Source organism: Streptosporangium sp. NPDC002544 (genome assembly GCF_040295965.1).
In the GTDB taxonomy this organism is placed as follows: domain Bacteria; phylum Actinomycetota; class Actinomycetes; order Streptosporangiales; family Streptosporangiaceae; genus Streptosporangium.
In genome coordinates this window covers 78,119-92,602 of sequence record NZ_JBEOWJ010000021.1, presented here as the reverse complement: position 1 = coordinate 92,602, position 14,484 = coordinate 78,119, and the positions used below count along the sequence as shown (strand labels likewise).

The 14,484-nt window shown below is 71.5% G+C and carries 12 protein-coding genes; 4 read left to right on the top strand and 8 right to left on the bottom strand.

The features are described 5' to 3' along the window. The first annotated feature begins 98 nt into the window (after positions 1–98). Positions 99–1,382, top strand: a complete 1,284-nt coding sequence (locus tag ABT061_RS28995; RefSeq protein ID WP_350923840.1) for a salicylate synthase — start codon at positions 99–101, stop codon at positions 1,380–1,382. An 81-nt stretch (positions 1,383–1,463) separates the two neighbouring features. Here ABT061_RS28995 and ABT061_RS28990 read toward each other — a convergent pair whose 3' ends face one another. Further along, complete coding sequence (locus ABT061_RS28990) at positions 1,464–3,050, bottom strand: (2,3-dihydroxybenzoyl)adenylate synthase (RefSeq protein WP_350923838.1); 1,587 nt, start codon at positions 3,048–3,050, stop codon at positions 1,464–1,466. A 3-nt stretch (positions 3,051–3,053) separates the two neighbouring features. Beyond that, complete coding sequence (panD, locus tag ABT061_RS28985; protein ID WP_350923836.1) at positions 3,054–3,461, bottom strand: aspartate 1-decarboxylase; 408 nt, start codon at positions 3,459–3,461, stop codon at positions 3,054–3,056. 78 nt (positions 3,462–3,539) lie between these two features. Between panD and entS the strand changes: the two genes are divergently transcribed. Continuing rightward, positions 3,540–4,781, top strand: a complete 1,242-nt coding sequence (gene entS / locus ABT061_RS28980; RefSeq protein ID WP_350923834.1) for an enterobactin transporter EntS — start codon at positions 3,540–3,542, stop codon at positions 4,779–4,781. Positions 4,782–4,807: 26 nt separating this feature from the next. Here the strand turns inward: entS and ABT061_RS28975 are convergent, their stop codons facing one another. From ABT061_RS28975 to ABT061_RS28960, 4 genes are all read right to left on the bottom strand, one after another. Further along, entirely contained in the window at positions 4,808–8,209 is a 3,402-nt protein-coding gene (locus tag ABT061_RS28975; RefSeq protein WP_350923831.1) for a non-ribosomal peptide synthetase, read from the bottom strand. A gap of 86 nt (positions 8,210–8,295) precedes the next feature. Next, positions 8,296–9,318 (bottom strand): FecCD family ABC transporter permease, encoded by a 1,023-nt coding sequence (locus tag ABT061_RS28970; RefSeq protein WP_350923972.1) that lies wholly within the window; start codon positions 9,316–9,318, stop codon positions 8,296–8,298. 2 nt (positions 9,319–9,320) lie between these two features. Beyond that, positions 9,321–10,340: a FecCD family ABC transporter permease gene (locus ABT061_RS28965; protein WP_350923829.1), complete on the bottom strand. Its 1,020-nt coding sequence runs from the start codon at positions 10,338–10,340 to the stop codon at positions 9,321–9,323. Between the two features lie 142 nt (positions 10,341–10,482). Continuing rightward, complete coding sequence (locus tag ABT061_RS28960; RefSeq protein ID WP_350923827.1) at positions 10,483–10,941, bottom strand: DUF1579 family protein; 459 nt, start codon at positions 10,939–10,941, stop codon at positions 10,483–10,485. Between the two features lie 98 nt (positions 10,942–11,039). On the opposite strand from ABT061_RS28960, the gene ABT061_RS28955 reads away from it, so the two are divergent. Continuing rightward, the gene (locus ABT061_RS28955) at positions 11,040–11,378 is read left to right on the top strand and encodes an ArsR/SmtB family transcription factor (protein ID WP_350923825.1); all 339 of its coding nucleotides are present in this window, start codon (positions 11,040–11,042) and stop codon (positions 11,376–11,378) included. Beyond that, positions 11,375–11,812: an SRPBCC family protein gene (locus ABT061_RS28950; RefSeq protein ID WP_350923823.1), complete on the top strand. Its 438-nt coding sequence runs from the start codon at positions 11,375–11,377 to the stop codon at positions 11,810–11,812. The genes ABT061_RS28955 and ABT061_RS28950 overlap by 4 nt, the downstream gene beginning before the upstream one ends. A gap of 387 nt (positions 11,813–12,199) precedes the next feature. Here the strand turns inward: ABT061_RS28950 and ABT061_RS28945 are convergent, their stop codons facing one another. Then, entirely contained in the window at positions 12,200–13,591 is a 1,392-nt protein-coding gene (locus ABT061_RS28945) for a helix-turn-helix domain-containing protein (RefSeq protein WP_350923821.1), read from the bottom strand. A 394-nt stretch (positions 13,592–13,985) separates the two neighbouring features. Beyond that, positions 13,986–14,414 carry a nitroreductase family deazaflavin-dependent oxidoreductase gene (locus ABT061_RS28940; RefSeq protein WP_350923819.1) on the bottom strand — a complete coding sequence of 143 codons (429 nt, stop codon included), beginning with the start codon at positions 14,412–14,414 and terminating at the stop codon, positions 13,986–13,988. Between the last annotated feature and the right edge of the window lie 70 nt (positions 14,415–14,484).

Below are 14,484 nucleotides of genomic sequence, written 5' to 3'. Positions count from 1 at the left end.
TATTAAATCGACACAAGGTTAGCCTTACCTAAATTGATCGGATTTTCCGGTCCCTCAGAGGGGTGGGTCTTGTGTCCTTTGGCATCAGTACAGATGAGATGCGCACGGAGGTGGTCGTCGACAGCCCGGTCGATCCGCTGCACCTGGTCGCCCGTCTGGCCGGCTCAGGGCTGTTCGACGACTACACCGTGTACGAAAGACCGGGCCTGTGGACCTTCGCGGGCGGGGTGTCGGGCGAGGTGATCCTCGAACCCGGAGTCGTGCGCAGCCGCTGGCTGGACGGGCCTGCCGTGGACGAGGCCTGGTCGGGCCGGCCGGCCGCGGCGCTGGAGGCGGTGTTCGGCGCGGCCCCCTGGCCGGCCTGGAACGCCTACGGCTGGATCGCGTTCGAGTTCGCCGCGAGCGACCCGGCGGGCCGGCTCGCCCATCTGATCGTGCCTCGCACCGAGGTGCGCATCGAGGCGGGACGCGCGCTGGTGGTGAGCGCCGACGCCGGCGAGGCCGAGCGGGTCGCCAAGCTGCTGTCCGCCCCCGGCGCGTCCCGGGTCGCGGCACCGTCGCCGGTCGACGTGCGCTCCGACGGAGACCACTACCGGTCGCGGGTCGCCCAGGCGATCTCCGAGATCGCCGCCGGGCTCTACCAGAAGGTCATCGTCTCCCGCCGGCTGCCGATCCCGTTCCCCGTCGACGTCGTCGCGACGTACGTGTGCGGCCGTGCCGCCAACACCCCGGCCCGCTCGTTCCTCCTCGATCTGGACGGCTTCCAGGCCACCGGGTTCAGCCCCGAGGTGCTGGCGAGTGTCGACGGGCACGGCACGGTCACGACCCAGCCACTGGCCGGTACGCGAGCCTTCGGCCGGGGGGAGAGCACGGACTCACTGACCCGCCACGAGCTGGAGAGCGACCCCAAGGAGATCTTCGAGCACGCGGTCTCGGTGCGCACCTCGCAGCAGGAGCTGTACCGGGTGTGCGCGCCCGACACGGTCCGGGTCACCGGCTTCATGGCGGTGAAGGAGCGCGGCAGCGTGCAGCATCTGGGCTCCAGTGTCAGCGGCGAACTGGCCCCCGGCCGCACCTGCTGGGACGCGCTCGACGCGCTGTTTCCCGGCGTGACCGCCTCCGGCATCCCCAAGCCGGAGGCGATCGACGCGATCACCCGGCTGGAGGAGCGCCGCGAGCTCTACTCCGGTGCCGTCCTGACCGTCTCGCGGGACGGGTCGATGGACGCCGCCCTGGTGCTGCGTGCCCTCTACGCCGAGAACGGCCGGGCATGGCTGCGGGCCGGCGCCGGCATCGTGTCCGCTTCGACGCCCGAGCGCGAGTACGAGGAGACCTGCGAGAAGCTCTCCAGCATCGCCCCGTACGTGGTCGCGCGCGGGTGAGGGTGCTTTCCTCAGGTCGTGAAAACAGGAGCGCCGCACGCACGAGCCGCCCGGGGACCGGACGGCTCGTGTGTGCGGCGCTCAGCGCAGGCCGGCGGCGAGCTCCTTCTTGCTGACCTTGCCGACCGGGGTGCGGGGGAAGGCGTCGACCAGCTCGACACGGTCGGGCCACTTGTATCCCGCCACGCCGCGTTCCTTCAGGAACCGCTTGATCTCCCGCAGCGTCGGCGCCTGGTCCCGCACGATCAGGAAGGCGCAGGTGCGCTCCCCCATCACCGGATCCGGCGCACCGACCACGGCGGCGTCGTGCACCGCGGGATGGGCCAGCAGGTGGTTCTCCAGTTCCTCGGCCGAGATCTTGTCACCGCCCCGGTTGATCTGGTCCTTGACCCTGCCCTCCACGACGAGATGGCCGGAGGGGAGCATCCGCACCAGGTCTCCGCTCCGGTAGAAACCGTCGGGGGTGAAGGAGCGCGCGTTGTGCTCGGGCGCGCGGTAGTAGCCGCGCAGGGTGTAGGGACCGCGGGTGAGCAGCTCGCCGACCTCGCCGGGGGCGACCTCCACGTCGTCGGAGTCGACCACCAGGATCTCGTCGGCCGGCGACAGCGGCCTGCCCTGCGTGGTGTCGACCAGCTCCCGGGGATCGTCCAGGCGGGTGAAGTTGAGCAGTCCCTCGGCCATCCCCAGCACCTGCTGCACCGCACAGCCCAGCACGCCGGGGACCTGCGCGGCCCGCTCGGCCGCGAACTTGGCGCCGCCCACCTGTAGCAGTTCCAGCGACGACAGGTCCTCCTTCGACCAGGACGCCGCCTCCAGCCAGAGCAGCGCGATGGGCGGCACCACCGCGCACACCGTCGCCCTCTCGCGCTCGATGAGGGGGAACGCCTCGTCGGGCGCCCCGGAGGGCGCCAGCACGACCGTGCCGCCCTTGGCGAACACCCCGAGGATGCCCGGGCAGGCGAGCGCGAAGTTGTGCGCGACCGGGAGCACCACGAGGTAGACGGTCTCGGAGGTGAAGCCGCAGACCTCGGCGCTGGCCTCCAGGTTGTAGACGTAGTCGCGGTGAGTGCGCGGGATGAGCTTCGGAAGCCCGGTGGTGCCACCGGAGAGCAGGAACACCCCCACGTCCGCGGGGTCGGGCCGCTCGTAGGACACCTCCGCCCCCGCGCCGGCGCCGAGGTCGGCCAGCGCGCGGAACTCCTGGGCGTCCCCGTCCACCACGACATGTTCCACCGCCAGCGAGCGGGCCAGGTCGCGGTAGTCGAACCCGCCGTGAGTGTCGGGGATGACGTACGCCCTGGCCTCGCTCAGCTCGCACAGGTAGCCGATCTCGCTCCCCCGGTGCGCGGGCAGGGCCAGCACCGGGACGGCGCCGATCCTGACCAGGGCGAGGAAGACGACGACGAAGGAGGCGGTGTTGGGCAGCTGCACCACGACACGGTCACCCTGCCGGATGCCCAGCCGCGCGAAGCCGGCGGCGGTACGTTCGGCGCGGCGATCCAGCTCCGCGTAGGTCAGCCGCTCCTCCCCGGCCACGAGCGCGGTCCGCTCCTTCTCGCCCCCGCCGAGCACGTCCCCGAGCACGTCACCGAGCAGCCGGTCGCCCCAGTAGCCCTCGGCCTGGTAGCGCGCCGCGAACTCCTCGGGCCACGGGGTGAACCCCTCCACCGGTCACCGCCCCGCGATCTGGGCCGCCGCGCCGGCGACCGGTTCGGCCGGATCGGAGCCGAGCGCGACGACGCGGTTGGCGCCGTCCACGTGGACGACCTTGGGCCGGTGCGCCTTCGCCTCCGCGGCGTCGAACGTCCCGTACGAGATGATGATGACCAGGTGCCCCGGGTGGACCAGGTGGGCGGCCGCGCCGTTGACACCGATGATCCCGGTGCCGGCCTCACCGGTGATCGCGTAGGTGACGAGACGGGCACCGTTGTCGATGTCGACGACGTGGACCTGCTCGCCCTCGACGATGTCGGCGGCGGCCATCAGCTCGGCGTCGATCGTCAGGGAACCCACGTAGTGCAGGTCCGCCTGGGTCACGGTGGCACGGTGGATCTTTCCATTCATAAGGACCCGCTGCACTGCTCTGTCCTCTTTCCTTAAGGTCAACTAAGGTTAGCCTCACCTTACTAATTCTGCCTGCTGAGGAGAACCCCGAAGATGTTGCGCCGTCTGGCCATGGACATCAGCCCACTGAGAACCAGCAGGGCCTTCCGCGACGTGTTCGTCGCACGTACCGTGTCGGTCTTCGGCATCGGCATGCTCCTGGTCGCGGTGCCCGTACAGGTCTATGCGATGACCGGATCGACGGTACACGTCGGCGCCGTCTCCTCTGCCGAGGGGTTCGCCCTGCTTGCCGGGTTCCTGTGGGGCGGGGTGCTGGCCGACCGGCAGGACCGGCGCCGGTTGATGCTCCTGGCGCGCGGCGCGGCCGGTCTGGGCTTCGCGCTGCTGGCACTGAACGCCTTCCTGCCCTCCCCCTCGCTGGCCGCGATCTACCTGCTCGCGGCCTGGGACGGGCTGGCGACCGGTGTCAGTGTCACCGCGCTGCTGGCCGCGACCCCCGCCCTGGTCCCCCCGGACAAGCTCGTCGCGGCGGGCGCGCTCAACGCGCTGACCGTACGGCTCGGCTCGATGATCTCTCCCGCGCTCGGCGGCCTGACCATCTCGGCGTTCGGCGTCGGCTGGAACTACGCGGCCGCGGCCTTCGGCACCCTGGTCACCCTCGGCCTGCTGACGAGGCTCCCCGCCCTGAGACCGGCCGTCGTGGTCACCGAGAACCCGTTGAGGGCGATCGGCTCGGGGCTGAAGTTCGTGGCCTCGCACCGCGTCGTCGGCTCGCTCATGCTGCTCGGCCTGCTGTTCATGGTGGCGGGCGGCATCCCGGTGCTCATGCCCGCGTTCGCGACCCTGCAGCTGGGCGGTGGCCCGGCCACGATCGGCCTGCTCTACACCGCGCCGGCCTGCGGCGCGGTGCTCGGCTCGCTCACCAGCGGGTGGGTCGTGCACTCGCGCGCACCGGGCAGGGCACTGCTCGTCGCGTCGGTCTGCGGCTTCGTGCTCCTGGCCTGCCTCGGACTGGCCGGGCATCCCGCGCTCGCCGTCGCGATCCTCTTCGGGTACGGCTTCGTCGCGTCCATCGAGGAGATCCTCCGCTACGGCCTCATCCAGGCGCACACCCCCGACGGCTACCTCGGCCGGGTGAACGCCCTGTGGGCCGCCCAGGAGACCGGCGGCGAGGCCGTCGGCGCGCTCGGCGCGGGCGCGCTCGGCCGTTACCTGGCCCCCGGTACCGCGATCGTCGTGTACGGAGCGGCCAGCGCCGCGCTGGCGCTGGCCCTGGCCCTCACGCTCACCGGCCTGCGCGGCGCGACCCTGGAGAGCGAACCTCAGGACGCCTAGCCGCGCCACCCCGCGGTGACGACCGGTCAGTCGCCCCCGCCGCCCGTGCCCAGGCGCTCGGCGAGCTCGTCCTCGGACATGCCCTCCACCATGAGCCAGATCTCCGCGACCGCCTCCAGCCTGCCGGAGGTCTCCTCCACCTCGGCGAACCGGCGGGCGACGCGCGAGACGGTCCGCTCGGTGAACAGCGCCCTCAGCGGCAGGGACGAGGCGTCGAGCGCCTCGCGCAGCCGCGCGATGATGGTGGTGGCCAGCACCGAGTCGCCACCGAGCGCGAAGATGTCGTCGTGCGCGCCGACCCGCGGCACGCCGAGCACCTGGCCGACCACCCGGGCGAGCACCCGCTCCAGCGCCGTGGCCGGGGCGATGTACGGCGTGCCCGTCTCCCCCGCAGCGGCGGCGACCAGGGCGGCGAGCGCCTTGCGGTCCACCTTGTTGTTGGCCGTGAGCGGCAGCGCGGCCAGGGGCACCAACAGGTCCGGGACCATGTGCGAGGGCAGCAGCTCCCGTACGTGGGCGAGCAGCTCCGGCGTTCCGGTCTCCATTTCGGGCTCCTCCGCGAGCACGACCGCGGCGGCCAGCCGTGAGCCGGCGAGCAGGCCGACGGCCCTGCGTACCCGGGGGTGGCTCTCCAGCGCGGTCTCGACCTCGCCGAGCTCGATCCGGAACCCGCGCACCTTCACCTGGTGGTCGCGCCGCCCGAGGAACTCCAGCGTGCCGTCCGGCCGGTATCTGGCCATGTCCCCGGTCCGGTACCAGCGGGTGCCCTCGTGCACGACGAAACGGTCGGCGGTGCGCTCGGCGTCACCGGTGTAGCCGTCCGCGACACCGGCGCCGCCGATCCACAACTCGCCCCGCACCCAGTCGGGGCGGTCGCGCCCGATCTCGTCCACGACCCGGCAGGCCACTCCCCGCAACGGCACGCCGTAGGGGACCGCCGTCCAGTCCGCGGGCACCTCGCCGTCGACCTCCAGCACCGTCGAGTGGATGGCCGTCTCCGTCGTACCGCCGAGCGCGACGAACCGGCACCTCGGCGAACGGTCACGCAACAGCGCGGGCAGGTGGGTACCGACCCAGTCGCCGCCGAGCAGGACCAGCCGCAGGCTCGGTACGGGGCCGATCCGCAGCAGCATCTCCAGCACCGAGGGCACGCAGTTCAGCACGGTCACCGACCACCGCTCGACCAGCTCGGCCCAGCGGGTGGCGTCGCGCCGCTCGTCCTCTTCCGGGATCACCACGGCGCCACCGCTGGACCAGGGCGCGAACAGGTCGAACACCGACAGGTCGAAGTCGAGGGCCGACACCGCGAGCGAGACGTCCGCCTCACCGAGCGAGAACCGCTCGACCAGGTCCCCGATCGTGTTCATCGCGGCCAGGTGCGAGACCTCCACCCCCTTGGGCTCCCCGGTGGAGCCCGAGGTGAACAGCACGTAGCCGACCTGCCCGGGAGGAACGGGAACCGGTCCTTCCAGCGGTGCGGGGTGCGTCACGGCCGAGGTGAGCGAGACCACGACCCCCGCCGCCTTCAGGATCCTCTCCCGGCGGGCGGCGGGCTGTCCGGACCCGACGGGTACGTACGCGGCACCGGCGGCCAGCGTGCCGAGCACCGCGACGGCCTGGTCGGGTCCCTTGGGCAGTTCGACCGAGACGCGGTCGCCGGGCCGCACCCCCAGCTCGGCGAGGTGGGCGGCGACGCGCAGCGCGCGGTCGGCCAGCTCGCCGTAGGTGAGCGTGCCGTCGGTGCCCCAGTGCAGCGCCGCCAGGTCCGGAGTACGCCGGGCCCGCGCGAAGAACCCCTCGTGCAGCGTCCGCGCGGGTGGCGGCGGCTGGGCGTTGAGCTCGTGCCGCCGGCGCAGCTGGTCCGGCGGGGCGCCGATCCCCAGCGGCTCGCTCCAGTCGGCGCCCGGCGCGCCCAGGCGGGTGATCGCGCCCGTGTAGGCGGCGAACATCGCGTCGGCGACGCCGTCGGGGAAAGCCGGATCGCGCACGTCCCAGTTCAGCAGCAGGCCATCGGAGACCTCGGTGACCTGGGCGTCCAGCAGCACCTGCGGCCCCTGGGAGATGATCCATTCCGGCTCGCCGAAGCTGCGCCGCGCCCGCTCCCCGAACAGCTCGCCGAGGTTGAGAGCGCTGGTGTAGACGATCGGGGCCAGCACCTGCTCACCCCGCGCCCGCGACAGGTCTCTCAGCACCTCCACCCCGGAGTAGTCGCTGTGCTCACCGGCCGTGTGCAGCAGCGCCTGCAGTTCGCGGGCGCGCTCGACGAACGGCAGTTCCCGCGACAGGTCCGCCTCCAGCAGGATGGAGCCGGTGAAATCGCCGACCAGGGCGTCCACGTCGGGGTGGATGGGCTCACGGTGGAAGAGCGGCAGGTTCAGCAGGAAGCGCGGGGTCGCCGACCAGGCCCCCATCACCTCGGCGAAGACCGCGGCGAGCGCCATCGCCGGTGTGACACCCTCGCGGTGCGCGCGGGCGATCAGCCGCTGCCTGCCCTCGGGGGGCAACCAGTGGTGTTTGCGCACGACCTTCTCCCCCGGGCGCGGCACGACCGGCAGCTCTGGCGGCCCGGACAGCTCGCCGAGCCGCTCGCCCCACCACCTGCGGTCCCGGTCGCGGGCCTTGGCGCGGGGGTCGGCGGCGAGATAGCGCGCGTAGCTGTAGTCGATCGGCGGCAGGTTCTCACCCTCGTAGAGCGCGGCGAGGTCGGCCAGCAGCGTGCGGTAGCTCATCGCGTCGGCGGCGACCATGTCGACGTCCAGGTGCAGCCGCGCGGCCCCGGAGGGCAGCAGGCTCAGCCGCGCGTCGAAGACCCGGCCCGTCTCGATGGGAAGCCGTTGGGTGGACATCTGGGCGCGCAGCCGTTCCAGCTCCTGTTCGGGATCCGGCGCGGCGCGCAGGTCGTGCACCGTGACCGCGGGTCCCGGCCGCTCCGGCAGGACGCGCTGGGTGCCGTCGTCGCGGACGGCGACCCGTAGCATCGGATGCCGCTCGACGAGTGCCAGGACCGCCCTCTCAAGGCGGCCGGGGTCGATCTCGCGGCCGTCGAGCTCCACGTAGAGGTGTGCGGCGACGGAGCCGAGTGACTGGCCTGAGTCGCGGCCGATCCAGTAGGCGTGCTGCATGAGCGCGAGAGGGAACGACTCGCCCGGCTCCGTGGCCTCCCGCTCGGGATCGGGAACGCGGTCCTGGCCTGAACTCGGAACCGGGGCGAGGGCACCGCGTTCGGCGAGTAGCTCCCACCACTCGGCCAGCGTGGGCCGCCGCGCGAGTTCGGCGAAGCCGATCTCGACGCCGAGGCGGCGCAGGCGGCCGGTCAATCCCATCAGCTGGATCGAATCCATGCCCAGTTCGATGAGATTGTCGTCCGCCTCCACCGGCTCTCCGAGCAGTTCTGTCAGCGAATCGTGCAGTTCTTCCCTGGTCAGCACAGAGCTCTCCCTAAGTTAGGTAAGGCTAACCTAATTTAAGGATGTTCGGGCGTCAACGCTCGTCTCCGGCCAACCGTGCGACCCGCTCACGCCCGCCCCCGCATCCCCTCGGTCGACAGCAGCCAGATCAGGTAGACGCCGCCCAGCACACCGGTGACCACACCGACCGGCGGCGTGACCGGCAGGTGCAGCGTCGCCAGGTCGCTGAGGACGAGCAGCGCCGCGCCCATCAGCGCGGCCGGCACGAGCTGCGTGCCGGGCCGGCGGGTGAGCCTCCGCACCAGCTGCGGTGCGGCCAGCGCGACGAACGGGACCGGTCCCACCGCCGCGGTCGCCACCGCCACCAGCCCCACGCCCGTCACCACCAGCGCGGCCCGCGTCCGCTGGACCGGCACACCGAGCGCCTGGGCCGCGTCGTCTCCGAGTTCCCCCATCCGCAGCCGGCGCCCGAACGCCATCGCGACCGGAACGAGCACGGCCATGGCCAGGGCCAGCGGCCACGCGTGCGGCCAGCCCCTGCCGGTCAGGCTGCCGGTGAGCCAGAACGCCGCCTCGTACGCCTCGCGCAGTTCGGCCCGGGTGACGAGGTAGGCGTTGAACGACTCCAGCATCGCGGCCGCGGCGACCCCGACCAGTACCAGCCGGTAGCCGTGCACCCCGCCGCGGTAGGCCACCAGGTAGACGGCGAGCGCGGTCAGCACCGCACCGAGGACGGAGCTGGCCGCGATGGCGGCGGTGCCGCCGCCGACGACCAGGATCTGCAGCAGCGCGCCGGTGGCCGAACCCGTGGTGAACCCGATGAGGTCGGGACTGCCCAGCGGGTTGCGCGTGATGCTCTGGAAGATCGCACCGCTCAGGCCCAGGGCCGCCCCGGCGAGCAGGCCGGTGACGGCCCTGGGCAGGCGCAACGTGAGCACGATGAACTCCGTCGCGCGCTCTCCCCGCCCGGCCAGCGCCTCCACCACCTCGGTGACGGAGACGGGGAAGTCTCCACTGCCGACCACGAGCACCGCCGCCCCCAGCGCGACGCCCGCCAGCACGGCACACACGGCGACGGCCCGCGGCCGCCACCGCACGGACATGCTCCCGACGCGCAGCACACGATTCATGCTCACAGCTGGGGAACCCTTCCGCGACGGACCATCAGTGCCAGCAGGGGGGCGCCCAGGAACGCGGTGACGATGCCCGTCTCCAGCTCGCCGGGCGGCGCGACCACGCGACCGACGATGTCCGCGCCGAGCAGCAGCACCGGCGCCAGCAGCAGCGAGTACGGCAGCACCCAGCGCTGGTCCGGGCCGACCAGCGCCCGGGCCACGAAGGGCACCGCCAGCCCGACGAAGGCGATCGGCCCCACCGCCGCCGTGGCGGCGCCGCACAGCACCACAACCGCCAGCGCCCCCAGCGCGCGGGTCCGGCCCGCGCGTACGCCCAGCGCCTGTCCCGTGTCCTCCCCCAGCGCCAGCGCGTTGAGCGGGCGCGCCAGGCAGAGCGCCAGCACCGTCCCCGCCAGCAGGAACGGGCCGATCTGCGCGAAGACGCCGAGGTCGCGTCCGGACAGCGAGCCCACCTGCCAGAACCGGAAGCCGTTGAAACCACGCGGGCTGAGCAGCATCACCCCCGCCGTCAGCGAGCTGAACACCGCGTTGATCCCGGCTCCCGCCAGGACCAGCCGCGCGGGGGTGGCGCCGGAACGGCCGCGCGACCCGATCACGTAGACCAGCAGCGCGGCCCCGGCGGCCCCGAGGAACGCCGCCCACACGTAGACGAGGACCTCGTCCACCCGGAACAGGCCGACCACCGTCACGACCGCCATCGCCGCGCCGCCGTTGACGCCGAGCAGACCGGGTTCGGCCAGGGGGTTACGGGTCAGCGCCTGCATCAGCGCGCCCGCCAGGCCGAGCGCCGCCCCCACGGCCACCCCCAGCAGCGTGCGCGGCAGCCGCAGCTCCTGGATGATCAGCGCGTTCTCCGAGCCGTCGGGAGCGAACACGCCCGAGAGGACCTGGTCCAGCGGGATCTGCTTGGCGCCGATCGCGATGCCTGCCAGCACGGTGAGCAGCAACAGGCCACCGAGCAGACACAGGCCGGCCAGCCGTCTCCGGATATACGCGCTCTTCGCGGGGGGAGCCACGAAGATTAAGTTAGCCTAACCTAATAAGAATGGCGACGTACGGCCCCGAGCCTGCTCTTCGACCTACGCCGCGAGCCGATTGCGGCGGCGTCCCCTTGCCACTTGCCCGGAGCTTGGCGGCGCCCCGAGAAGGCGGCCGAGGTCAGGAGACCTTTGTGAAGGTCATGTCCATCCAGTGCCGCCAATCCGAGCCATTGTCGACGCGTTCCCACCTGGCCGTCATGGTGTTGCGATCTTCAGCGATCACCAGTGTGGCCCGTTCTGTTTCGCCGGTGAACGTCCAGACGCCGTCGTCGTTCACGCTCGCCCGCATCGTGACGAAGTTGCCCTGGTTGTCGAAGGAGCGCATGGGATAGGTCTGGGTCGCCGGATCGTAGGGACCTATCATTTCGATGACTTCGACCCTGTCATCGTTGATGCGCACGTCCACACGGTGGATGAGGAAGAACCCACCCCCTAGCCACTCGTATGTGTCGAATCCGGCGATCTGGATCGAGGGTTCGACCGGAGTGGCGACCGCCTGCCCCTGTGAACGCCACCGGCCGACCAGCACGTTCAGGCGCTCGTTCTCTGAGGTCGAGACTCGATTCTTGTCAGTCATGATGCGTTTCCCCTGATCCGAAAAGTATGTAAGATATTACTTAAATACTTACAATAGCTCCGGCGGATGCCGCAAGCGGACCTGAGGGAAGGCGGTGGATGGTGGACGAGGCGTTGCGAGCGGTCGCCGACCCGACCCGTCGCACGATCCTCATGCTGGTACGCGACCGCGAAGTATCGGCGGGCGACATCGCCCGGCATTTTCCCGATATCAGCCGCCCGGCGGTCTCCCAGCACCTGCGGATCCTGGTCACAGCCGGGCTCCTCGACATCCGTCGCGCCGGCAACCGGCGTTTCTATCGGCTACGCCCCGAAGGGCTCGCCGAGGCGGCGACGTTCCTGGAGACGATGTGGTCGGCCCCGCTTGGCCGACTCAAGGACGCGGCCGAGCGAGAGGAACGCGTGCGCACCGGTGAGGACGACGTGAAGGGATCATGATGAGCGCCAGGGAGAGCAGGACGATCGAGCAGACGTTGCGCATCCAGGCCCGGCCCGAGACGATCTGGCCGTTCTTCACCGATCCGGCCCGCTTGGCCCAATGGTGGGGTGCGGCAGAACTGGACGCCCGCTCTGGTGGCGCCTTGCGCGTGTACATGCAGGAAGGCCCGCGCCCGGTGATGTGCGGTCAGTTCGTCGAACTCGTGCCCTATGAACGGATCGTCTTCACCTTCGGCTGGAAAGCCGCTCCCGGAGTGCCCGACATCCCGCCCGGCAGCTCCCGCGTCGAAATCACCCTCGTCCGGGATGGCGGCGGCACCGAGCTCACCCTACGACACAGCGGCCTGCCACCCCTGCTCGAACACGAGACCGGCCACGGCTGGACGCACCTACTCCACCGTCTCGGCGAAACGGCGGAACGGCAGTACTGCTAACCATCGCAATGCGCACCACCACGCCGAGGCTTGTCTTCGCGCGGCGAGGCTCACCGTCAACGGCGATGTGCCGCTCAGCCTCGGGTACGTCGCGCAGCACACCGACGAATACGAGGGCGCGTGGTGGTCGGTTGATACACCGCCGTCTCATCCACGGGAAGACGCTCCGCCGCCACAGCCGATCCTGGCCGGCCCGGTATGCCCTCCGCAGAGTCTTGTCGGCGCCTTCGTGTTCGCCACCCTGCTTGCCGGAGGTGCTCTGACAGCGACCCGGCCGCCCCACCCGGTGTGGCGAATCCCGACACCGAGGGCCGGAACGGGCCCGTCACGACCGGCTCCGTCCCCGCTCGACACGACGAGCGGGGAGAGATCCGGCCCCGCGGGCGATCAGCCGGCCGCCGCCCCGCGCGAAGCGCCGAGGTGCGCCGGAATCGCGGGAGTCACCACCTCACGCCACGTCGAGCCGGGTGGCGTCTCCATCCGCGAGCAGACCCCCACGGTTTCGAGCGCCCGGCGATAGGCGTTCGTCTGCCTCTCCGGCGATCCGGCCCGCCCCCAGAGGTCACCGATCTCGCGCCAGAGCCTGGCCGACTGCCTGTCGGTGAGGGAGGCCGACGTGGTGGCCGGATCGGCGAGTGCCTCCTGCGCCTCCGCCAGCGCCGGGCCGCCGTCTTTGGAGCGTGCCAAGGCGAGCTCGGCCAGGACCACGTACGCCATGGCCGGCACCGCCCCGCGCACACCGGCGAGCAGGCCGAGAGCCCGGTCCGACAGGTCGGCGGCGGCGTCCACGTCGCCGGCGCGCAGCCGCACGCGGGAGAGCACGATCAGGCTCCGGGCGTGTTCGACCGCCCCGGGTGACAGGCGCGTGAGGACCTCGGCCGCGGAGGCGGCGAACTCGCCCGCCCGGTCAAGCCCGGCGTCCTCGGGGCTCGCGGCGGTGATCCACGCCCAGCACATCGCGCTCCGGGCGTAGTCGAAGGCCATCTGGGTGGACCGGCCGGCGGCGATGGCGTCCTCCGCGAGCCGCAGGGCCAGCGCGGAGTCCTTCTCCGCCGCGGCCGCACTGGCCCGCCACAGGCCGAGGACCTCCGGACCGCGGTCGACGGCCTCGGGCATGCCGGACGCCGACAGCACGCGCTCGGCATATGCCAGGTCGATCTCCGTCTCGGCGAGCACCACGGCGAGGTCGAGAGCCAGGGTGCCCTGGTCGAGCCCGAGCCGAACGGCCTGTGCCAGGGCGTTCAGTCCGAGATCCCGGGCGCGTAGCGCGTCACCGGCTCGGTGGTAGCAGCGGCAGAGCGCCACGACGACCGGCAGGTCGGCAAGGCGCTCGGGGTGCGCCGCGGCCTCGCGGCGAAGCCCCTCGTAGGCCTCGACCGCCTGCGCCGTGTGCCCCTGGGCCTCCAGCGCACGAGCCTGGCCGAACCTCGCCTGCGCGGCGAGAGCGGCGTTGTCGTCGCCCGCGGCCCTGACCGTTTCCGCGAAACGGTCGGCCGCCACGGCCGGATCCCCGTGGCACAACTCCAGCTCGGCGTGGCGCAGGGCGAGCCCGGTGTCGACGCGCTGGTGCGGCTCGATCCCGTGGAGCAGGAACTCGATGCCGCAGCCGAGCCGCTCGGCGAGCAGGCGCGTGACGTTCGGAGTGGGATTCCGCTTCCCTGACTCGATGAGCGAAACATAACTGTCAGACAGGTCTGGCCCGGCCAGCTGCGCCTGGGACATGTGCTTGCTCAACCGCAATCTGCGGATGCGGTCACCGATGCTTGCTTGACTGGCCATCAGCACACCCGTTCCGCCGGCGGCACGATGAGATCCACGCCCCACTCCTTACGCACGGTTTATTGTCAATTACAGTAGATCGTACTGCCCTTTGTGGCCAGCATTGTCGCGGTCCAAATGAGATCACGAACAGCTCACGACCTCGCCCGACCTTGCCATGAGATCGCAGCCGTGCGCGCGACCACGACGGCCGCGGCCCGTCTCTGACCCCGCCGCGAGATCCCCGGTACAGGTGAGCGGTCATGGCCGTTCCCGTCCGCTTTCCGGTGCCACCTCGGTGAGGGCGGCCGGCCGGGACGACGGGAACTCCCGCTCCGCCTCGTTGCCGGCGAGACCGAGGGCGGCCCGGTCCGCCCCGGTGTCACGGTCATGACCGGGTGACCGGCCTGGGACCTCAGGCAGGTGTGAGGATCACCACCGGGATGTCGCGGTCGGTCTTGCGCTGGTAGCCGGCGTACTCGGCGTGGATGCCGACCATCTGCCGCCACAGCGCGGGCTTCTCCTCGGCGGTCGCGGTCCGCGCGAGGGCCGTGAACGTCTCGGCTTCCACCTGCACCTCGACCTGGGGCAGGACCAGCAGGTTGTGGTACCACAGCGGGTGGCCGGTGGCCCCTCCGTTGGAGGCGACGACCACGTAGGCGTCACCGTCACGGCCGTAGATCAGCGGGGTGCGCCGGCGCACCCCGGACCTGCGGCCGACCGTCGTCAGCAGCAGCGTCGGCCGGCCGTGATAGAGGTGGCCCTCCGCGCCGTTCGACTCGACGTACCTGCGGGCGTGCTTGGCGACCCAACCGGTGGGGGAGTCGGTGATCTCATCGCTCATGCCGCGCACGCTATCGGCCGTCGGCGACATTTCTTGATCCGGTCCTTCCTGCCCGCACCCGCGAGGGCGG

Coding starts and splice junctions, on each gene's coding strand:
- ABT061_RS28995 (WP_350923840.1), top strand. CDS start 99: ATGCGCACGGAGGTGGTCGTCGACAGCCCGGTCGATCCGCTGCACCTG.
- entS (WP_350923834.1), top strand. CDS start 3,540: ATGTTGCGCCGTCTGGCCATGGACATCAGCCCACTGAGAACCAGCAGG.
- ABT061_RS28970 (WP_350923972.1), bottom strand. CDS start 9,318: ATGAATCGTGTGCTGCGCGTCGGGAGCATGTCCGTGCGGTGGCGGCCG.
- ABT061_RS28960 (WP_350923827.1), bottom strand. CDS start 10,941: ATGACTGACAAGAATCGAGTCTCGACCTCAGAGAACGAGCGCCTGAAC.
- ABT061_RS28955 (WP_350923825.1), top strand. CDS start 11,040: ATGGTGGACGAGGCGTTGCGAGCGGTCGCCGACCCGACCCGTCGCACG.
- ABT061_RS28950 (WP_350923823.1), top strand. CDS start 11,375: ATGATGAGCGCCAGGGAGAGCAGGACGATCGAGCAGACGTTGCGCATC.
- ABT061_RS28945 (WP_350923821.1), bottom strand. CDS start 13,591: ATGGCCAGTCAAGCAAGCATCGGTGACCGCATCCGCAGATTGCGGTTG.
- ABT061_RS28940 (WP_350923819.1), bottom strand. CDS start 14,414: ATGAGCGATGAGATCACCGACTCCCCCACCGGTTGGGTCGCCAAGCAC.